Source organism: Kitasatospora sp. NPDC059088, from assembly GCF_042738155.1.
Taxonomy (GTDB): Bacteria; Actinomycetota; Actinomycetes; order Streptomycetales; family Streptomycetaceae; genus Kitasatospora.
The window spans coordinates 3,418-23,957 of sequence record NZ_JBHYGR010000144.1 but is presented as its reverse complement, the minus strand read 5'-3'; the positions used below and the strand labels follow the sequence as shown (position 1 = coordinate 23,957).

At 74.4% G+C, this 20,540-nt stretch carries 9 protein-coding genes; 5 read left to right on the top strand and 4 right to left on the bottom strand.

Annotation, left to right across the window (positions count from 1 at the left end; genetic code table 11):
* Positions 1-166: 166 nt before the first annotated feature.
* Positions 167-493, top strand: a complete 327-nt coding sequence (gene cutA, locus ACFWXO_RS38540; protein WP_380530125.1) for a divalent-cation tolerance protein CutA — start codon at positions 167-169, stop codon at positions 491-493.
* Between the two features lie 4 nt (positions 494-497).
* Here the strand turns inward: cutA and ACFWXO_RS38535 are convergent, their stop codons facing one another.
* The 4 genes from ACFWXO_RS38535 to ACFWXO_RS38520 form a co-directional block, all read right to left on the bottom strand.
* Complete coding sequence (locus ACFWXO_RS38535) at positions 498-803, bottom strand: hypothetical protein (protein ID WP_380530122.1); 306 nt, start codon at positions 801-803, stop codon at positions 498-500.
* A gap of 471 nt (positions 804-1,274) precedes the next feature.
* Positions 1,275-2,816 (bottom strand): AMP-binding protein, encoded by a 1,542-nt coding sequence (locus ACFWXO_RS38530; RefSeq protein ID WP_380530119.1) that lies wholly within the window; start codon positions 2,814-2,816, stop codon positions 1,275-1,277.
* 23 nt (positions 2,817-2,839) lie between these two features.
* The gene (locus ACFWXO_RS38525; protein WP_380530116.1) at positions 2,840-4,057 is read right to left on the bottom strand and encodes an NAD(P)/FAD-dependent oxidoreductase; all 1,218 of its coding nucleotides are present in this window, start codon (positions 4,055-4,057) and stop codon (positions 2,840-2,842) included.
* Complete coding sequence (locus ACFWXO_RS38520; RefSeq protein WP_380530113.1) at positions 4,054-7,299, bottom strand: amino acid adenylation domain-containing protein; 3,246 nt, start codon at positions 7,297-7,299, stop codon at positions 4,054-4,056. The genes ACFWXO_RS38525 and ACFWXO_RS38520 overlap by 4 nt, the downstream gene beginning before the upstream one ends.
* A gap of 194 nt (positions 7,300-7,493) precedes the next feature.
* Between ACFWXO_RS38520 and ACFWXO_RS38515 the strand changes: the two genes are divergently transcribed.
* The 4 genes from ACFWXO_RS38515 (at position 7,494) to ACFWXO_RS38500 (ending at position 20,409) form a co-directional block, all read left to right on the top strand.
* On the top strand, positions 7,494-13,091 hold the full coding sequence (locus tag ACFWXO_RS38515; protein ID WP_380530111.1) for an amino acid adenylation domain-containing protein: 5,598 nt from the start codon (positions 7,494-7,496) through the stop codon (positions 13,089-13,091).
* A 65-nt stretch (positions 13,092-13,156) separates the two neighbouring features.
* On the top strand, positions 13,157-13,909 hold the full coding sequence (locus ACFWXO_RS38510; protein ID WP_380530108.1) for a thioesterase II family protein: 753 nt from the start codon (positions 13,157-13,159) through the stop codon (positions 13,907-13,909).
* Positions 13,906-15,180: an MFS transporter gene (locus ACFWXO_RS38505; protein WP_380530106.1), complete on the top strand. Its 1,275-nt coding sequence runs from the start codon at positions 13,906-13,908 to the stop codon at positions 15,178-15,180. The genes ACFWXO_RS38510 and ACFWXO_RS38505 overlap by 4 nt, the downstream gene beginning before the upstream one ends.
* Before the next feature lie 66 nt (positions 15,181-15,246).
* Positions 15,247-20,409 (top strand): amino acid adenylation domain-containing protein, encoded by a 5,163-nt coding sequence (locus ACFWXO_RS38500; protein WP_380530103.1) that lies wholly within the window; start codon positions 15,247-15,249, stop codon positions 20,407-20,409.
* Positions 20,410-20,540 lie beyond the last annotated feature (131 nt).

The window sequence follows — 20,540 nt, the reverse complement described above, 5'->3', positions numbered from 1 at the left end:
GTCGCCGCGGTCCCCCCGGGCCGCCCCCCCCCCCGCCCCCCCCCCCCGCCCCCCCCCCGGCCCCCCCCCCCCCGGGCGGGGGGGGGGCCCCCCCGGGCGCCCCCCGGCCCGGACCTCGACGCACGATCCAGGGGCGATGCGGCTGGAACTGGGTACCGTTCACCGCATGACGAACCGTGACTTCATCGTGGTGTCGACCACCCACGATGCCGAGAACAAGGCCCGGGAGCTGGCTGCCATGGTGGTCCGCGAGCGTCTGGCGGCCTGCGCGCAGGTGTACCCCGTGCGGTCGGTGTACTGGTGGGACGGCGAGGTGCAGGACGCGGAGGAGTGGCGGGTCGATCTCAAGACCCGCTCGGATCTCGCCGACAGGCTGGCCGAGTTCATCGGCGAGAACCACAGCTACGACACCCCGGAGATCATCGGCGTACCGGTGGTCACTGGCTCGACCGCCTACCTGGACTGGGTGAACACGGAGACGCGCACCGACTGAGTGGCTACGCGAGGGCGGCCTGGATCTCTTCTCGGAGTTCTCGGGCCGCCACCGTCCCTGGAAGCCGGTCGGCGAGGGCGGACAGGCGAACGTGTCCCTTGGTCGTCTCGCTCTCGATCGTGGCTGCGAGGGCCCGGCGGCCGAGGCTGACGGCCTGGTCCACGTTGCCGGACGTCAGGTATCCGGATGCGACGTCGCCGAGGATGGCCACACGAACCTTGCGGTCGTCCTCACCGAGGTCGGCCAGCGTCTGGTCTGCAGCGGAGCCAAGACCCTGGTGCCGCAGCCGGGCGTACGTAGCAACCCGCATGGAGCCAAGCCTGGCTCGTCCGTAGAAGGACGTCCACGCCGGGGCGGTTGCAGGGTCGGCGTAGTCAAATGCTGTCTCGGCGCGGTCGAGTGCCCGAACGGCGCCTTCCCGGTCCTCGGCAGCAGCGCATTCCTCGGCCTCTCGGGCGGCGAGCCAGGACCGTGCTGCCGCGTAGTCGCGGCCGCGCACGTGTTCCTGGGCAGCCGCCAGCATCTCCCTCGCCCGGGGCGCCGACGCACCGTACGAGGCGTATCCGAGCACCAAGGCGTGCAGCGGGCGGTGCCCGGAGACGCCGGCAGCCTTCCGAGCTGTCCCCGGGGCTGGAGGCCTTCGGGATCCTCGTCACGCCGGAGGGCCATGCCATCACGTGGCCGAGGTGCGCGGGCTGAGACCGGCCGCTGAGGGAACTCGTGTCACGGCACCGGGGAGGAGCCGTCCAGCGCAGGACGGCCCCTCCTCTCGGTCGGACGTTCAGTGCCGCTCGGCGAGCGTGCGGGCCACCGCGTCGCGGTCGACCTTGCCGCTGTGGGTGCGCGGCAGCGCGGCCACCGTGGTGAAGGAGCGCGGGATGTACGGGTCCGGCAGGGTGCGGCGCAGCTCGTCCGCCGCCCGGTCCCCGTCCAGCGGCTCGGCGCCGGCGTCCACGGTCACCGCGCAGTGCAGGGAGCGGGAGCCCTGGCCGTCGTCGAGGGCGACGCAGACCGCGGCGGAGACGGTCGGCAGGTCCAGCAGCCGTACCTCGATCTCCAGCAGGTTGACCCGGTAGCCGCGGATCTTGACGTCCTTGTCCCGGCGGGCCAGGAAGGTCACGGCGCCGTCCTCCAGCCGGACCAGGTCGCCGGTGCGGAAGGCCGCGGTGTGCCCCTGCGGGGTCGGGTCGACGGTGACGAAGCGCTTGGCGTTCAGCTCCGGCTGGTTGAGGTAGCCGGGCGACAAGGGCGCGCCGGCCACCAGCAGTTCGCCCACGTTCGGCTCGGCCGCGTCCAGCGGGTCGATCAGCAGCTCGCAGCCCGGCAGCGGCACGCCGATCGGCGGCAGCGCGGGCCAGGATGCGCTGGGGCCGGTCAGGGTGTGGGCCGTCACCATCGCCGACTCGCTCTGCCCGTAGTGGTTGTTCAGCCGACACCCCGGCAGCCGGGCGAACAGCTCGCGGATGTCCGGGGTGCAGACCAGCTGCTCGCCGGCCGCGTTGACCTCGGCGAGCGCCAGGTGCTCCAGCGACTCCTCCTCGGCCGCCGCCACGGCGAGCATCTGCAGGGCGACGTACGGCAGGAAGAGCCGCTCGATCCGGTTCTCCCCCAGCCACTCCAGCAGTTCGAAGGGGTCCTGCCGCAGCTCCTCCGGCACCACCACGAGCGTGCCGCCGCCGCACAGGGTGCCGAGCACCTCCTGGAAGGAGACGTCGAAGTTGAGCGGGGCGAACTGGCCGGTGCGCAGGTCCCGGCGGACGGAGTGGCTGCGCTGCCAGTCGGCCATCACGTCCAGGCAGCTGTGCGGCACGGACACGCCCTTGGGCAGGCCGGTGGAGCCGGAGGTGTAGATGATGTACGTCCACAGCTCGGGGCGGCAGTCCACCTTCGCGGCCGTGCCGGCGGTCGGCAGGCCGGCGATCGGCAGGGCGGGCACCGGCACCTCGAACTCCGGCGGCGCGTCCGCGTACAGCACCAGGCCGGCGCCGCTGTCCTTGAGCATGTGGGCCAGCCGCGCCGCCGGGTACTCGCTGTCCAGCGGGAGGTAGGTGGCGCCCGCCCACATCGTGCCCAGCAGCGCGGCCACCACGGCGGCGCTACGCCGGCCGGTGACGGCGACCCGGTCCTCCGGGCCTATCCCGGCGGCGGCCAGGCCGTCGGCGATGCCCTTGACCCGGGCCAGCAGCTCGCCGTAGGTGAGGCTGAGCTCGCCGTCGACCACGGCGGTCGCGCCGGGCGTGGCGAGGGCCTGCTCCTCGAACGCGGCCAGCAGGCAGGGCGGGTGGGACTCGCCGCCCCAGAGCGAGAGTGGAGCGGGACTCATGCGGTTCCTCCTGATAAAGGGGGTCAGAACTGGTCTTCGTCGTCGAAGTCGTCGAAGTCGTCGAACAGCGCGTCGTCGTCGAAGAGTTCGTCGATGCCGAGCATGCCCGCGACGACGGCGAAGTAGCGGCCGGTCAGCTCGGGCGAGGCCGCGATGGTGCGCAGCATCTCCAGCCGGGACGGCGTCACGGTGAGCCTGGCCAGCTCCAGGGTGCTCTGGTACGGCTCGGTCAGCTCCTCGTCCCGGCGGCGGGTGAACCGGGCGAGCGCGGCGTCCAGCCGGACCGGGTCGGCCGTCCCCACCGCCAGCTCCTCGGCCAGGAAGGCGGCCTGGAGCAGGGCGTTGGTGATGCCGCGGGCGCTGATGGTGTCCAGGTGGTGCCCGGCGTCGCCGACCAGCACCCAGCCGGGGCCGTGCCCGCGGCGGAAGTAGTTCTGCTGGTCGCCGGTGCCGATGATCGCCTCGACCTGGTCGGCCTCGGCGACCTGCTGGTACAGCTCGGGCGCGGTGGAGCGGACGGCCGCCAGGTGGTGGCGGAACGGGTCCTGCTTGACCTCGGCGAAGCGGTCCTGCGGGAAGTAGGTGGAGATCAGGGTGATGTCGTCGTGGGTGGGGATCCGGACGATCCAGTTGCCGGGGCTCTCGTGGAAGCCGAAGCCGGTGCTGATCCCCGTCCAGGCGGTGTAGTAGACGCAGCTGGCCCGCGGGTCGCTCACTTCCATTGGCGCGTCCACGAGTTGGGCCACCCGGGAGCGCATGCCGTCGGCCCCGACCACCAGCCGGGCGTACTCGGTGCGCACACCGGTGGCGGTACGGAAGCGGACGCCGGTGACCCGGCCGTCGGAGTGCACCAGCTCCTGGAGGTTGGCCCGGTCGACGAACTCGACGCCCGCCTTGACGGCCGCGTCGACCAGCAGCTGGTCCAGCACCTGGCGGCGCGGGGCGAAGGCGGCCGGGGCACCCGGCATCACCGGCGCCGGGGCGGCCAGCCGGACGCCGCCGACCTCGTAGCTGATGGTGTCCAGCACCGGGCAGCCGGAGTCCAGCAGTGCCGGGAGGACGCCCCACTCGGAGAGCTTGGCCACGCCCGGCTGGTGGATGAACAGGGTGGACATGGTGTCCGAGGGGAAGGCGGCCCGGTCGATCAGCAGCACCTTGCGGCCGGCCCGGGCCAGCAGCAGGGCGGTGGCGGCGCCCGCGACCCGGGCGCCCACCACCACGGCGTCCCAGCCGCCGCTCACCGCTCGGCCCCGGCGGGCTGCGCCTGCGCCTCCGTGGGCGGCTGCGCGTCGGCGGACTTCGCACCGGCGGCCAGCTTCTCCGCGACCAGCTCCTCCAGCGTCCGCGCCGTGGCCCGGACCGTCGGCTCCGAGTAGAGCGTGACCAGCGGGAACTCCACACCGAGCCGTTGGCGCACCCGCGCGGTGAACCGGGTGGCGATCAGCGAGTGCCCGCCGAGCATGAAGAAGCCGTCCTCGGCGCCGATCCGCTCGACGCCGAGCAGTTCCCGCCACACCCCGGCGACGAACTGCTCGGAGGGCGTGCGCGGCGCCTCGCCGCCGGAGGCCTGCGAACCGGCCGGCGGCTCGGGCACCGTGAGCGCCTTGCGGTCCACCTTGCCGTTGGCGTTCAGCGGGAAGGCCCGCTCGACCACCAGCTGAGCGGGGATCATGTACTGCGGCAGCCACTCCTTGGCGTGCTCGCGGACCGCGTCGAGGGTCGGCGGGTCGGCCGGGTCGACGGCGGTGACGAAGGCCACCAGCCGCTGCGCCGGGCCCTGCGCCGCGATCACCACCACGGCCTCCTTCACCTGCGGATGGCCGAGCAGCGCCGTCTCGATCTCGCCGAGTTCGACCCGCATGCCGCGGATCTTGACCTGGTGGTCGCTGCGCCCGACGAAGCGGAAGCCGCCGTCGGGGTGCAGCAGGCCCTGGTCGCCGGTGCGGTAGAGCCGCTCGCCGGGGCGGAACGGGTCGGGCAGGAAGGCGCCGGCGGTGCGGGCCGGGTCGTTGAGGTAGCCGCGGGCCAGGCCGAGGCCGCCGATGTAGAGGTCGCCGACCACGCCGACCGGCACCGGCCGCAGTTCGTCGTCCAGCACGTGCACGGTGTTGTTGTCGAACGGGCGGCCCAGGTTGACCGCTCCGGTGGCGCTGCCGTCGGCCGGGCCGCAGGTGTGGCAGGTCGAGTCGATGGACACCTCGGTGGCGCCCCAGGTGTTGTGCAGCGCGCCCGGCATCAGCCGGTGGAAGCGCTCGACCGTCGACGGGGTGAGCGCCTCCCCGCTGGAGGTGGTGTTGCGCAGCAGCGGCGGCACCCGCTCGGGCACCTGCTCCACCAGGTCGAGCACCGCGTTCAGCATGCTCGGGACGACCTGGAGGTACACCGACTCGTACCGGGTGGCGGCCTCCAGCACCGCCACCGGGTCCCGGTGGCGGCCCGGTTCGAGCACGGCCACCCGGCCGCCGACCGAGAGCGGCCAGAAGATCTCCAGGGCGGCGTCGTCGAAGGTCAGCGTGGTCTTGTGGAGCACCGTCTCGCCCCGGGCCAGCCGGTGCTTGCGCTGCATCCAGACCATCCGGTTGACCCAGCCGCGGTGCCGGCTGGCCACGCCCTTGGGCATGCCGGTGGAGCCGGAGGTGTAGTAGACGGAGACCAGGTTCTCGGGGTGCGGACGGGGGCCTCCGGCCGGGGCGCCGGGCACCGCCGCGAGGTCGAGGTCTGCGAGGTCGAGGTCCACCGGGTCGACGGTCACCGCGCCGACCGAGGCCGCGTCGACCTCCTCGGCCAGGGCCCGCGCCGCCAGCAGCACCGGAGCGCCCGCGTCGGCCAGGATCTGCCGGATCCGGGCCGGCGGGCTGGCCGGGTCCAGCGGCAGGTAGGCGCCGCCGGCCTTGAGGATGCCGAGCAGCCCCACCACCGTCTCCGCCGAGCGCTCCAGGCAGATGCCGACCGCGTGCTCGGGGCCGACGCCGCGCACCCGCAGCTCCCGGGCGAGCGCCTCGGCCCGCTCGTCCAGCTCGCGGTAGCTGAGCCGGGCCGTTTCGGAGACCACCGCGACGTCGTCCGGGGTGCGCGCCGCCTGCGCCTCGAACAGCTCGTGCAGGCAGGCGTCGGCCGGGAACTCGGCGGTGGTTCCGTTCACCTCCCGGTCGAGCCGGATTTCCGCCGCGGAACGCAGTTCGATACGGGCCAGCGGTGCCTGCGGATCGGCCAACGCCCCCTCCAGCAGGGCGCGGTAATTCGCACCGAGCCGGGCGACGGTGGCTTCGTCGAACAGGTCGCTGTCATAGGCGATGACACCGGCCACGGAACCGTCCGCGGCTCGTGCGAGGTCGAACTCCAGGTCGGTCTGGACGAATCCGGTCGGGACGTTCCAGCGGCTCGTCCGCAGGCCCTCCAGCGGGAGGGGGGCCGGGGACTCCTGGTGGTATCCGAATACCGCCTGAACCAGCGGCGAGTGGCTGACCGCACCCTGACTGTCCGTCACCTTGACGATTTCGTCGAAAGGCACCGACTGGTTGCGGAATCCCCCGATGAAGGTGGCACGGCAGCGTTGGAGATACTCCGAGAAGCTCTCCCCGCGCCGGCTCCGGCTGCGCAGCGGAAGGATGTTGACGAAGAATCCGATCGTCTCGTCGAGGTCGGAGTCGTCCCGGTTGGTGACGGGAGCGCCCACCACCACGTCGCGCTCCCCGCTGTAGGCGTGCATCAGCAGGGTGAAGGCGGCCAGCAGCACCACGTAGTCGGTGGTGCGGTGCCGGGCCGCGGTCTGCCGCACCCGCTCGGCGAGGCCGGCGTCCAGCGCGAAGTCCAGCAGTTCGCCGCGGAACCGCTGGCGGGCCGGCCGGGGCCGGTCCAGCGGGAGTCGCAGCAGGTCGGGGGCGCCGGCCAGGTGCTCGGCCCAGTAGGAGAGTTGGCGCTCCGCCAGGCCGTCGGCGAGCCGCCGGGCCAGCGCGGCGCCGTACTCGGCGTAGTCGTGCCCGGCCTCCCCCGCGACCGGCGGGCGCCCGGCCAGCACCTCCGCGTAGCCGCGGCCGATCTCGGCGGCGATCACCGCGTTCGACCAGCCGTCGGTGACGATGTGGTGCAGGTTCAGGAGCAGCGTCCACTCCGCGTCCGCCGACCGGAACAGTCGGAAGTCGAAGACTCCGGGGCGCTCCAGGTCGAACGGCTCCGCGGCGGCCTCCCGCACCCGGGCCCGGAGGGAATCGGGGTCCCCCCTCAGGTCGTGCACGGGAAGGCTGAACTCCAGGTGGTCCACGACCACTTGCACGGGCTGGTCGTCGACCACGGAAAATCCGGTCCGCAGCGCGGCGTGCCGGGATATCAGTGCACGGATTGACTGTTCCAGTGCGGGGACATCGAGTCCCCCCCTGATCTCGTGCGCCACCGGGCCGTTGTAGAGCGGGAGCCGCGGATGCAGGCTGTGCAGGAGCCACAGCCTGCGCTGTTGCGGCGAGATCGGAACGACACGCTCGGGCATGGGTTGATCCCCCGCTCTCATCACTGCAAGATGCCGCGAGACTACCCTACTCGATGCGATCATGACAGAGGTCAAATCCCTTACGGGCGAGGCAAGATCTTGCCCCTTGCCGAGCCATTTCCCGCCTGTATGCTGACGTTCCTGGGGGACGCGGAGGTGTCTCCATACCCAGGAGGAAAGGGCGTCTACGAGCCGTGGACAGCGAGTTCCCCGCCCAATCGGACGCCGCGGACGAGGATCCGTTCCCGGCGTCGAAGGTCCAGGAGCAACTCTTCCTCGCACAGCAGACCGTGGGTGACGCACCGACCTTTCACATCCCGTGCTTCTGGGAAGTCCGGGGACCGGTCGACATCCGTGCACTCCGGAATGCCGTGACCGCCGTGCTCGCACGGCACGAGGCACTGCGCACCACTTTCCGCATTCACGAACAGGGACTCCTCCAGGTCGTCCATCCGGAACCCAGGCTGGAATGGCGCCTGGCCACCTGCCGGGACGCGGAGGAGCGCGAACAGCGGATGGCGCACGCCGCCCGCGCCCCCTTCGACCTGGAACGCGGCCCGCTGGTCCGGGCCGGTGTGCTCAGCTGCGCCGACGGCAGCCACGTGGTGGCGCTCTGCTGCCACCACGCCGTCTTCGACGGCTGGTCGGCCAAGCTGGTGCGCGACGAACTGATCGCCCACTACCGGGCGTTCACCACCGGCACCGAGCCCGACCTGCCCGAGGTCGAGTACCAGTACGGCGACTACTCGCTCTGGCACGACGAGTGGCTGGAGAGCCCGGCCGGCGAACGCGCCCGGCGCGCCTGGGTCGAACTGCTCGCCGGCGAACTCCCCGTGCTGGAACTGCCGGGGGACGTCCGGCCGACCCACCGCGCCACCGGCCGCACCACCGCCGCCGACCGGGAGGCCGCCGCCACCGCCCCCGGCGGCACCGCCGACCTCCCGCTGCCCGGCCCGGCCGTCGAACGGCTCGCCGCGCTCGCGACCGAGCAGCGCACCACGCTGTTCACCGTCCTGCTGGCGGCCTACGACCTGCTGCTCGCCGACCGCACCGGCCTGCGCGACGTCATCGTGGGCACCCCCGCGCTCAACCGCAGCCGGACCGAGTTCCAGCGGACCGTCGGCTGCTTCGTCAACATGGTCGCGGTCCGCACCGACCTCGACGGCCCGCGCACCTTCCGCGAGTTGGTGGAACGGGTGCGCACCGCCGTGCTGCGCGCCCAGGACCTCCAGGCGGTGCCCTTCGAGACGGTGGTCAAGGACGTCCGGCCGACCCGGCACCAGGACCACTCGCCGGTCTTCCAGGTCGCCTTCACCGTCGGCGAGGACTTCTTCGAGCCGGTCCGGGCCGGGGAGTTGGAGTTCCGGCCGGTCGAGGTGCCGTCGGTCACCGCCAAGTACCAGCTCGCCCTCCAGGTCAACCGCACCCCGGACGGCGCGGTCGCCGAGTTCGAGTACCGGGCCGACCGCTTCTCGCCCGGGTGGATCGCCGACTTCGGCGCCCGCTACGCCCGGGTGCTGGAGCTGGCCGCCGAGCAGCCGGACCGCCCGCTGACCGACTTCCTCGGCTCCGACACCGTGTCGGCAGCCGCCGAACTCGCCTCTCCCGCAAGCGATTTCACCGGGATCAACACCGAGAACGAGGCCGCCGACACTGCCGAGGCCGCCTCCGCTCAGCCCGAGGCCGCCCCCGCCGACACCGCCCCGCGCGACGAGACCGAGCGGGTGCTCACCGAGGTCTGGGCCGAGGTGCTGGGCCGCCCCGCCGTCGGCATCGACGACAACTTCTTCGAGCTCGGCGGCGACTCCATCAGCAGCGTGCAGATCGTCGCCCGGGCCGGCGCCCGCGGCCTCGGCTTCCGGGTCCGCGACCTGCTCCGCAACCAGACCGTGCGCGAGCTGGCCCCGCTGGTGCGGGCCACCGAGCCCGCCGGCGCCGGCACGCCCGCCACCGGACCGTTCGACCTGGTGGCGGCCGAGGACCGGCCCCGGCTGCCCGCCGACGCCGTCGCCGCGTACCCGCTGACCGCCCTGCAGTCCGGCATGCTCTACCGCAGCGGCCAGCAGGCGCACACCGCGATGTACCACGACGTGCTGGTGAGCCGGCTGCGGGTGGCCTTCTCCGCCGCGGCCTGGCGCACCGCCGTCGCCCGACTGCTGGAGCGCCACGAGCTGTTGCGCACCTCCTTCGCGCCCGGCGGCTTCACCGAACCGCTCCAGGTGGTGCACGCCCGGATCGCCCACCCGCCGGTCAGCTTCGAGGACCTGCGCGGGCTGCCGGAGGCGGAGCAGCGGGCCCTGATCGACCAGCGCACCGACTGGGAGGGCCGCGACCTCTTCGACTGGGAGCGCCCGCCGCTGATCCGCTACCACCTCGCCCGGCTGGCCGAGGACGAGGTCCAGCTGTGGACGGTGGTCCACCACGCCGTGATCGACGGCTGGAGCGAGCGGATCCTGTTCGGCGAGCTGCTCTCGCTCTACCTCGCCGCGCTCGCCGACGGCCCGGCCGCCCTGCCGCCGCCGCCCCGCGCCCACTACCGCTCCTTCGTCGCCCTGGAGCGCGCCGCCGTCCGCGACCCGCAGCAACTCGCCTTCTGGCAGGCGCAGCTGGACGGCCTGGCGCTCGGCTCCGTGCCGGCCGCCCCGGGCACCGGCGTACCGGACATGACGGTGGTGCCGCGCGAGCTGCCCGCCGAACTGTCCGCCGGGCTCGGCGTGCTGGCCGCCCGCCTGCAGGTCCCGGTGCGGATCGTGCTGCTCACCGCGCACCTGCGGGTGATCGCACTGCTGACCGGCTCCGAGGACGTGGTCTCCGGCGCGGTCTACAACGGCCGGATCGCCGAGCCGGACGGGGACCGGGTGGTCGGGCTGTTCCTGAACACCCTCCCGGTGCGCTGCCGGGTGGCCGCCGAGAGCTGGTCCGCGCTGATCCGGCAGGTCGCCGCCACGGACCTCGCGATCCAGCCGCACCGCCGCTTCCCGATGCCGGAGCTGCGCGGCCGGGTGGCCGGCGCGGCCTCCTTCGAGACCTTCTTCAACTACACCCACTTCCGCAACGAGTCGGACGTCCCGACCGACGGGGTGGAGGTGCTGGACGAGTACAGCCACACCCCCACCGACTTCCTGCTCGGCTCGGAGTTCTACCGCGACACCTCGACCGACCTGATCGGCCTCGGCCTGCGCTACGACGCCGACCGGATCGCCGCGGCCGACGCCGACCGGTACTTCGGCTACCACGTGGCCGTGCTCCGGGCCATGCTGGCCGACCCGGCCGCCTCCCCCACCGCCACCCCGCTGCTGGCCCCGGCCGAACTCGCCGAACTGGACGGGTGGAACCGGACGGAGCGCGACCGCCCCGGCCCGCACCTGCTGCACGAGGCGATCACCCGCCGGGCCGCCGAGCGGCCCGAGGCCCCCGCTGTGCTGTTCCGCGACCGGGTGCTGGACTACGCCGAACTGGACGGCCGGGCCGACGCCCTGGCGCACCGGCTGGCCGCCCTCGGCGTCCGGCCCGGCGACCACGTCGGGATCGTCCAGGAGCGCTCCCCGGAGCTGGTGGTCTCGCTGCTCGCCGTGCTCAAGGCCGGCGGCGCGTACGTCCCGCTGGACCCGGCCGACCCGGCCGGGCGCACCGCCGCCCTGCTGGCCGAGTCCGGCTGCCGGGTGGTGCTCACCGCCGCCGGCACCGAGGGCTTCGAACTGCCCGACGTCCGGGTCGAGTTCGTCCCGGACGACCTCGCGCCCGGCGCCGCGCCCCCCGAGGTCGAGGTGCGGCCCGGCGACCCGGCGTACGTCATCCACACCTCCGGCTCCACCGGCCGCCCCAAGGCCGTGGTGGTCTCCCACCGGGCGATCGCCAACCGGCTGGACTGGATGCAGGAGGAGTTCCGGCTGACCGCCGAGGACCGGGTGCTGCAGAAGACGCCGTACACCTTCGACGTCTCGGTCTGGGAGTTCTTCTGGCCGCTGCGCGAGGGCGCCGCGCTGGTCGTCGCCGAGCCCGGCGGCCACTGGGACCCGGGCTACCTCGAACAGGTGCTGGCCCGGCAGTCCGTCACCGTGGCGCACTTCGTCCCCTCGATGCTGCGGGCCTTCCTGGACGCCGCCGACCTGTCCGCCGCCACCGCGCTGCGCCAGGTCGTGTGCAGCGGCGAGGCGCTGCCGGCCGAACTCCAGCGGGACTTCCTGGACCGCTCCAAGGCCGCCCTGGCGAACCTGTACGGCCCCACCGAGGCGGCCGTCGACGTGACGTACTGGCACTGCGTGCGCGAGGACGCGGACACCGTGCCGATCGGCCGGCCGATCGCCAACACCCGGATCCACCTGCTCGACCCGGCCGGCCACCCCGTCCCGGTCGGCGTCACCGGCGAGCTGCACATCGGCGGTGTCGGCCTGGCCGACGGCTACCACGGCCGCCCGGACCTCACCGCCGAGCGCTTCGTCGAGCACACCTGGCCGGACGGCACCGCCGAACGCCTCTACCGCACCGGGGACCTCGCCCGGCGCCGCCCGGACGGCGCGATCGAGTACCTGGGGCGCGGCGACGCCCAGGTGAAGGTCCGCGGCATGCGGGTCGAGCCCGGCGAGGTCGAGGCCGTGCTGTCCGCGCACCCGGACTGCGGCTCGGCCGCGGTCACCTTCGACGGCGAGCGGCTGATCGGCTACTACACCGCCCGGCCCGGCGCCGAGCTGCCGGCCGGGGAGCTGCGCCGGCACGCCGAGCGCCTGCTGCCCGGGCACATGGTGCCCGCGCTCTGGGAGCCGCTCGCCGAGCTGCCGCTGACCGTCAGCGGCAAGGTCGACCGCAAGCGGCTGCCGGCCCCCGGCCGGGCCGCCCGCAGCGCCGCGCCCGCCCGTCCGCTCGACCCGGCCGAGGCCCTGGTCGCGGCCGCCTGGACGGACGTGCTGGGCACCGCGGACTTCGGCGCCGACGAGGGCTTCTTCCAGGTCGGCGGGCACTCGCTGGCCGCCGTCCGGCTGATCGGGCGGCTGCGCCGGGACTTCGACCGCCGGCTGGGCGTCGCCGAGCTGTTCACCCACGACACGGTGGAACGCCTGGCGGCCCTGCTGACCGCGCCCGCACCGGCCGCGGCCGGGAATGGCTGGGAGGTGCTGGCGCTGCGCCCCGGCCCCGCCGAGCCGCTGTGGCTGTTCCCCCCGGTCGGCGGCAGCGCGCTGGGCTACCTGGCCCTGGCCGGCGCCCTCGACCCGCGGCTGGCCGTGTCCGGGCTGGACTGCGCCGAGCCGGTCGGGAGCACCGTCGAGGAGATGGCCGCGGCCGCCGTGGCCCGGATCGTCCGGGACCACCCGGCCGGGCCGGTCCACCTGGCGGGCTGGTCCTTCGGCGCGGTGCTGGCCTTCGAGGCCGCGGGCCTGCTGACCGCGGCCGGGCGGGAGGTGACGCTCTGCATGGTCGACGCCGCCTTCCCCGCGCCCGGACAGCTCGACGCACTGGACGACGACCGGACCACCGAGGCGCTGCTCCAGGACACCCTGGCCCTCACCGGCGCCCCGCCGGACGAGTCCGGCAGCGAGGCCTGGCAGGCGCGCCACCGCGTCTTCGCCGCCAACCTGCGGGCGCACCACGCCTACCGGCCGCGCCGCCACCCCGGCGACGTGGTCTACCTGGAGAGCCGGGACGGCCGGGCCCTGGGCAGCGCCGAGGCCTGGCGCGCGGTGGTGGCCGGCGGGTTCCGGCTGCACCGCCTCGACACCGACCACTACGGCCTGGTCCGGCAGCCGCACGTACGGGCCGTCGCGGACGTCCTCGGCGCCGCCGCGCTCGGCGGCTGACCGGCACCACCCCCGGCACCACCGCCCCACCACCGAATCGACGGGAACAAGGAGTTCACGGCGCCATGCAGACCGACGCGGGCAAATGGCTGTTCCGCCCCCCATCCGAGGACGCCCCGGCACGGATCTTCCTCTTCCCGTACTCGGGCACCGGCGCGTCGATGTACCGCGCCTGGCCCGAGCGGATCGGCGAGGTCGAGGTGTGCCTGGTGCAGCTGCCCGCGCGGGAGAACCGCCTGCGCGAGCCGCACCCGGTCACCTACCAGAACCTGGCCACCGCCGCCGCCGCGGCGCTGGCCCCGCTGGTGGACCGCCCGACCGGCTTCTTCGGGCACTGCGGCGGCGCGCTCTCCGCCTTCGCCACCGCGCTCGAACTGGAGCGGGTCCACGGCAAGGAGCTGACCGCGCTCTTCATGTCCTCCCAACTCGCCCCCGACGAGGACCCGTTCGGCCGCTGGCTGTGGCTGGAGCGGGACGACCTCGCGGTCGAGCTGAACGTCCTCGCCGAGGCGGCCGGGACCAGGATGGACCCGGACTTCCTCGACGTGGCCCTGGACGTGCTGGAGGAGGACCTCGCCGCCCAGCGCCGCTACCGGCTGGACGCCCCCGAGCCGCTCGGCTGCGCCGTGCACGCGGTCGGCTGGCAGCACGACGTGGAGATCCGCCCGGAACAGCTCGGCGGCTGGAGCCGGTACGTCCCGGCGGCCCGGCACCACGCGCACCTCCTGGACGGCGGCCACCACGCCTTCCTCGCCGCCCCGCAACCGCTGCTGGACCTGATGGGCCGCGCGATGACCTCGGAAGGACCCGCGGCATGAAGCTCAACGGACTGTGGGACCACGCGGACTTCCGCAGACTCTGGGCCGGCCAGACGCTCTCCATGCTGGGCACCAACATGGTGGCGGTGGCCGTCCCGCTGATCGCCGCGGTCAGCCTGGGCGCCTCGGTGTTCCAGATGGGCCTGCTGCTGGCCACCGAGTTCCTGCCCTACCTGCTGATCAGCCTGTTCGTCGGGGTCTGGCTGGACCGGCGGCCGAAGAAGATGATCATCGTGGCGGCGGACGCCGTCCGCTCGCTGATCCTGCTCTCCGTCCCGCTGCTGTCCTGGGCGGACCTGCTGAGCGTCCCGCTGCTGCTGGTGGTGGTGTTCGGCACCGGCGCCTGCAGCACCGTCTCGGACATCGGCAACGCCTCCATCCTGCCCGCCCTGGTCGAGCGCGAGGACCTGGTCGAGGGCAACAGCAAGCTGGAGATGAGCAGTTCGGTCTCCAACATCGGCGGCCGGACCTTCGGCGGCCTGCTGGTGCAGCTGCTCACCGGCCCGGTGGTCATCATGGTCAACGTCTTCGCCTTCGGGCTGGCGGCGGCCTGCACCCTGCGCATCCGCAAGAAGGAGCCGGTGCCGGAGCGCCCGGCCGACGGCCCGCCGTCCTCGATGTGGAAGGAGATCGGCGAGGGCCTCTCCTTCATCTTCGGCAACGCGACCCTGCGCACCCTGGTGCTGGTCACCTTCCTGATCAACTTCTCCGCCATCGCGATCGACCCGGTGTTCCTGGTGTTCATCACCCGCACCCTGGACCTGCCCGGCATCCTGGTCGGCGCACTGCTGGCCGGCACCGGCGTGGGCTCGCTGATGGGCGCCCTGTTCGCGGCCCGGCTGGGCAAGCTGCTGCCCTTCGGCCGGATGGTGGTCTGGTGCACCGTGGCGATGACCGGCGTCGAACTGGTCATCCCCGCCGCGACGGTGATGCCCACCGCCGTCGCCTTCGCGATGCTGATGTTCGTCCAGGTCGCCTACGCCGTGCTGGTGATCGCCAGCGCCGTCAACATCCGCAGCTACCGCTCGGCGATCACCCCGGACGCCATGCAGGGCCGGATGAACGCCTCCACCCGGATGATCGTGATGGCCGGCACGCCGTTCGGCGCCATGGCCGGCGGCGGGCTCGGCACCTGGCTGGGCACCCAGTGGGCGATCGTGGTCTGCGCCGGCGGCATCGGCATCGCCGCCGTCCTGCTGGCGCTCTCCCCGGTCCGCAGGGCCACCGGCATCCCCACCGAGCTCGCCGCCCCGGCCCCCGCCGCCGCCTGACCCCTCGTCGGACCGCAGTGCCCGGCACCCGTACGCCCCCACGACCAGGAAGGCCAGGAAGGTCTCGTGAACGACACCGACGCGGTCGGCCGCGCCACGCTGGACGCCGTCTTCGCCCAGGCGCTGGCGGAGGAGGCGGGCTCCGCCGCCGCCCCCGCGACCGCCGCCGTCCCGGCCCCCCGCCAGGGCGACGGGCGGGAGCCCGCGTCGCTGGCGCAGAAGCGGCTCTGGTTCCTGGAGCAGCTGAACGGCCCCAACAGCACCTACAACGTCCCGTTCCGGCTCCGGCTGGTCGGCGAGCTCGACACCGGGGCGCTGCGGCTGGCCGTCGGCGACCTGGTGGCCCGGCACGAGGGGCTGCGCACCACCTTCGCCGGCGACGAGGACGAGGTCTTCCAGCTGCTCCTCGATCCGGACGAACTGCCGTGGGAGCAGCGGGACCTGACCGAGCTCGGCGAGCCGGCCGTGGTCGCGCTGATCGAGGAGGAGAGCCGGCTCCCGTTCGCCCTGGCCGGCCGGCCGCTGTTCCGGGCGAAGCTGATCCGCTCCGGTACGGAAGGGGCGGCGCCGGTCCACCACCTCGCCGTCACCATGCACCACGCGATCACCGACGGCTGGTCGGAGGGGCTGTTCTTCCAGGAGCTGGGCGCCTGCTACACCGAACGGGTCGGCGGCCCGGCGGCCGGCCTGGCGCCGCTGCCGGTGCGCTACGCCGACTACTCGGCCTGGGAGGCCGAGCCGGCCACGGTGGAGCTCTACCGCGGCCAGCTGGCGTTCTGGCGCGAGCAGTTGGCCCGGCTGCCGGAGGAGGCCGGGATCCCGGCCGACCTGCCGAGGCCGGTGCTGCTCAGCGGCGAGGGCGCCAGCGTCACGGTGCCCGTCCCGGCCGACCTCCAGCGCCGGCTGGCCGCCTGGGGCGCCGGGCACGAGGCCTCGCTGTTCGCCACCGCGGTGACGGTGCTCGCCGCGCTGCTGCACCGCTACAACGGCGAGGAGCGGGTGGTCGTCGGGGTGCCGGTGGCCAACCGGCCGCAGGCCGAGTGGGAGCCGGTGATCGGCTACTTCGCCAACACCCTGGCCGTGCCGGTGGACCTCGCCGGCGATCCGACCCTGCGCCAACTGCTCGGCCAGGTGCGGACGGTGGCGGCGGAGGCGCTGTCGAACCAGAACGTCCCGTTCGACCGGGTGGTGGAGGCGCTCGGCGTGGTCCGGGACCCGTCCCGCAACCCGGTGTTCCAGGTGATGTGCAGCGTCAACCAGGTGGTGCCGCCGCCGCAGCTGCCGGGCCTGGCGGTGGAGATCGTCGAGATGCGCAACGACTCCGCCAAGTTCGACCTGGAGCTCGCGGTGAGCTACACCGCGGACGAGGTCGGCTTTACCTTCGACTACGCCACCGACCTGTTCGAGCGGGAGACGGTGGAGCGGCTCGCCGCCGACTACCTGGTCCTGCTGGAGGCCTTCCTGGCCGAGGGCGCGGCGAGCGTCGGCGCGGTGGCGCTGGGCGCCCACGGCCCCGCCGAGGCGGACGGCGCCGAGGCGGAGGTCCGCGACCGCTACGGCAACCGGGCGCCCACCGGGGTGTACGGCGAGCTGCTGCTGGCCGGTGAGCCGAGCGGGCGCCGGGCCCGGGTGCTGGCCGACGGCCGGATCGAGGACGCCGTCGAGGCGCCGCAGCGGGCCGCGGGCGCCCGGCCGGCCACCGACGGCTCCGCCGCCCCCGCGACCGCCACCGAGCGGGCGCTGGCCGCGATCTGGTCCCGGCTGCTGGGCACCGAGCAGGTCGGCCGGGACACCGACTTCCTGCGCGACGGCGGGGACTCGCTGCTGGCCACCCGGCTGGTCGCCCGGATCCGCCGGCAGTGGTCGGTCAAGCTGTCCGTCCGCCACGTCCTCAAGACCCCGGTCCTCGCCGACCTGGCCAAGCTGCTGGACGAGGCCGCCGCCGCCCCCGCCGAGACCTCCGCCCGCAGTGCGATCCCGGCCGCCACCGGGCCCCGGCCCGAGCTGCTGCCGCTGTCGATGGCCCAGCGCGGGATCTGGATCGTCAACCGGCTGGGGCAGCAACAGGCCTTCTACCACATGCCGTTGGCGGTGCGGATCGAGGGCGAGCTGGACCTCGCCGTGCTCGCCGCCGCCGCCGCGGACCTCGGCCGCCGGCACGAGATCCTGCGGACGGTCTTCCCCGCCGACGCGGGCGCGCCGCGCCAGTCGGTGCAGCCGCCCGAGGCCGTCGCCGAGGTGGTCCGGGCGAGCGCCATCCACCCGAACGGCCTCCAGCAGGCCCTGCGGGACGCCCTGGAGACCCCGTTCGACCTGACCACCGAAGTCCCGCTGCGGCTGCACGTGTTCAGCACCGGCCCGCGCTCCCACGTGCTGCTGGTGGACGTCCACCACATCGCCTGCGACGGCCTCTCGCTCGCCCCGCTCTGCCGCGACCTGGCCACCGCCTACACCGCCCGGGCCGCCGGCCGGGCCCCCGGCTGGCACGAACTCCCCATCCAGTACGCCGACTTCGCGCTCTGGCAGGCGCAGCAGCTGGGCCGGGCCGAGGATCCGGGCAGCCCCTTCGGCCGGAGCCTGGAGTTCTGGACCAAGACCCTGGCCGGGCTCCCCGAGGAGCTCGCCCTGCCCGGGGCGCGCCCGCGCCCGGCCGCGCCGACCTTCCGCGGCCTGCCCACCCGGGTGGAGGCCGGCCCCGAGCTGTACCGGCGGATCACCGCCGCCGCCCACGAGCACGGCGCCAGCGTCTTCATCGTGCTCCAGGCCGCGCTCGCCGCGATGCTCACCCGCCTCGGCGCCGGCACCGACATCCCGCTCGGCACCCCCACCGCGGGGCGCTCCGACCAGGCGCTGGACGACCTGATCGGCTGCTTCATCAACACCGCCGTACTGCGTGCCGACACCTCCGGCGACCCGAGCTTCCGCACCCTGATCGCCCGGGTGCGGGAGACCAACCTGGCCGCGCACGACCACATGGACCTGCCCTTCGACGAGATCGTCACCGCCCTCAACCCGCCCCGCCGGCACGGCCGCAACCCGCTGTTCCAGGTGATGGCCAGCCTCAACGGCGAGCCCGAGCCGGTCCCGGCGCTCGGCGGACTGCCCACCGAGCCCTTCGACCTCGGCACCCCCGCCACCCCGTTCGACATCACCGTGGAACTGACCGAGGACCGCGCCCGCGCGACCATCGGCGGCGTGCTCACGGTCAGCGCCGACCTCTTCGACGAGGCCGCCGGGGCCGCCCTGGCCCAGCGGCTGCTGCTCGCCCTGGAGACCGCCACCGCGCAGCCCGACCTGCCGCTCTCGCACTGGGAGCTGCTGCTCCCCGGCGAGCGCGAGGCCGTCCTCGGCAGCTGGAGCACCGGCCTGCCCGGGCCCGGCGCGGCCACCTTCGCCGAGCTGTTCGAGCAGGCGGTGGCGGCCGCGCCGGACGCCCCCGCGCTGGAGACCGACGACCTCACCCTGAGCTACGCCGAGCTGGACGAGCAGGCCAACCGGCTGGCCGCCGAACTGCTCGCCCGCGGCGTCGGACCGGAGAGCACCGTCGCCCTCGCGCTGCCCCGCAGCGGGGAGCTGGTGCTCGCCGTGCTGGCGGTCGCCAAGGCGGGCGGCGCCTTCCTGCCGCTGGACGTCCGGTTCCCGGTCGAGCGGCTGTCCTTCATCCTCGCGAACGCCGGGGCCGCGCTGGTGGTCACCGACGAGGACGGCGCCGCCGCACTGCCGGCCGACGCCCCGCCGGCCCTGCTGCTGGACGACCCCGACCTGCTGGACGCGCTCGGCGAGCGCTCCGGCGAGCGCCCGGCCACCGCTCCGGTGCACCCGGCGAACGCCGCGTACGTGCTGTACACCTCCGGGTCCACCGGGCAGCCCAAGGGCGTCGTGGTCACCCACGCCGGGCTGGCCCCGCTCGCCGAGCAGCTGCACCGCGCCGTCCTGCTGCCCGAGACGGCCGCCGCGGCGGCGGGCGGCGAGCAGCCCCGGATGCTCCAGCAGGTGTCCCCCACCTTCGACATGTACGTGATGGAACTCCTGATGGCCTTCCGGTCCCGGGCCGTCCTGGTGGTGGCGCCCCCGCACCCGGTGCTCGGCGAGGAGCTGGCCGTCCTGCTCGGACAGCGGCGGATCAGCCACGCCGTGCTGACCCCGACGGCGCTGGCCGCCCTGCCCGCCCGCGACTACCCCGCGCTGCGCGCGATCGTCAGCGGCGGCGAGGCGATCGGCCCCGAGCTGGTGGCCCAGTGGGGGCGCGAGCACCGGCTGCACAACGCCTACGGGCCGACCGAGACCACCGTGCTCGGCACCCTGTCCGGCCCGCTGCGCCCGGAGGCCGCGCCGCCGCTCGGCGAACCGATCACCGACTCCCGGCTGTTCGTCCTGGACGCGGCGCTGCGCCCCGTCCCGCCGGGCGTCACCGGCGAGCTGTACCTCGCCGGGGCGAGCCTGGCCCGCGGCTACCTGGGCCGCCCCGACCTCACCGCGGACCGCTTCCTGCCCTGCCCGTACGGCGCGCCCGGCGAGCGGATGTACCGCACCGGCGACCTGGCCCGGTGGACGGCCGACGGCGAGCTGCACTACCTGGGCCGCGGCGACGGGCAGGTGAAGATCCGCGGGGTGCGGATCGAGCTCGGCGAGATCGAGTCCGTCCTCGGGGCGCACCGCAAGGTCGCCAACGCGGCCGTGGTGGTGGACCGTTCGGCGGTCTCCGGGCCGCGTCTGGTCGCCTTCGTCTCCCCGGCGGACCCGGCCGACCCGGCCGCCCGGCCCACCCCGGCCGAACTGCGGGCGCACTGCACCCGCTCGCTGCCCCGGGCCCTGACGCCGGCCCGGTTCGTGGTGCTCGGCGCGATGCCCACGCTGCCCTCCGGCAAGACCGACCGCAAGGCGCTGCGGGTCCCGCCGGAGGAGGGCGCCGAGGGCCACCGCACCCCGCCGGGCACCGCCACCGAACGGGCGCTGGCCGCGATCTGGCAGCAGCTGTTCGAGACCGGGCGGATCGGGATCGAGGACGACTTCTTCGTCCTCGGCGGCCACTCGCTGGCGGCGATCCGGATGCTCGCCGAGATCCACCGCGACCTCGGGGTCGAACTGCCGCTGAGCGCCTGCTTCGAGCACCCGACGATCGCGGCGCTGGCGGCCCTGGTCGACCGGACGCCGAAGCCGGACGCCGCCGAGGAGCCGGCCGTGGTGCGCCGGCGCCGCCCGGGCCCGCGGCCCACGCCCGGGGCCTGAACCACGACGGGAGGGGGGGGGGGGGCGGGGGGGGGGGGCCCCCGCGGCCCCCCCCCCCGCGGGAGCGGGAGAGTTTCGACGCCGCGGCCCGCCCCCGGCGCAGAGCGCGCGCGGGCTCGCGCGCACGCGCG

What these genes read in the sequence shown, in the direction of transcription:
- cutA (WP_380530125.1), top strand. Translation starts at nt 167, where the DNA reads ATGACGAACCGTGACTTCATCGTGGTGTCGACCACCCACGATGCCGAG.
- ACFWXO_RS38535 (WP_380530122.1), bottom strand. Translation starts at nt 803, where the DNA reads ATGCGGGTTGCTACGTACGCCCGGCTGCGGCACCAGGGTCTTGGCTCC.
- ACFWXO_RS38530 (WP_380530119.1), bottom strand. Translation starts at nt 2,816, where the DNA reads ATGAGTCCCGCTCCACTCTCGCTCTGGGGCGGCGAGTCCCACCCGCCC.
- ACFWXO_RS38520 (WP_380530113.1), bottom strand. Translation starts at nt 7,299, where the DNA reads ATGCCCGAGCGTGTCGTTCCGATCTCGCCGCAACAGCGCAGGCTGTGG.
- ACFWXO_RS38510 (WP_380530108.1), top strand. Translation starts at nt 13,157, where the DNA reads ATGCAGACCGACGCGGGCAAATGGCTGTTCCGCCCCCCATCCGAGGAC.
- ACFWXO_RS38505 (WP_380530106.1), top strand. Translation starts at nt 13,906, where the DNA reads ATGAAGCTCAACGGACTGTGGGACCACGCGGACTTCCGCAGACTCTGG.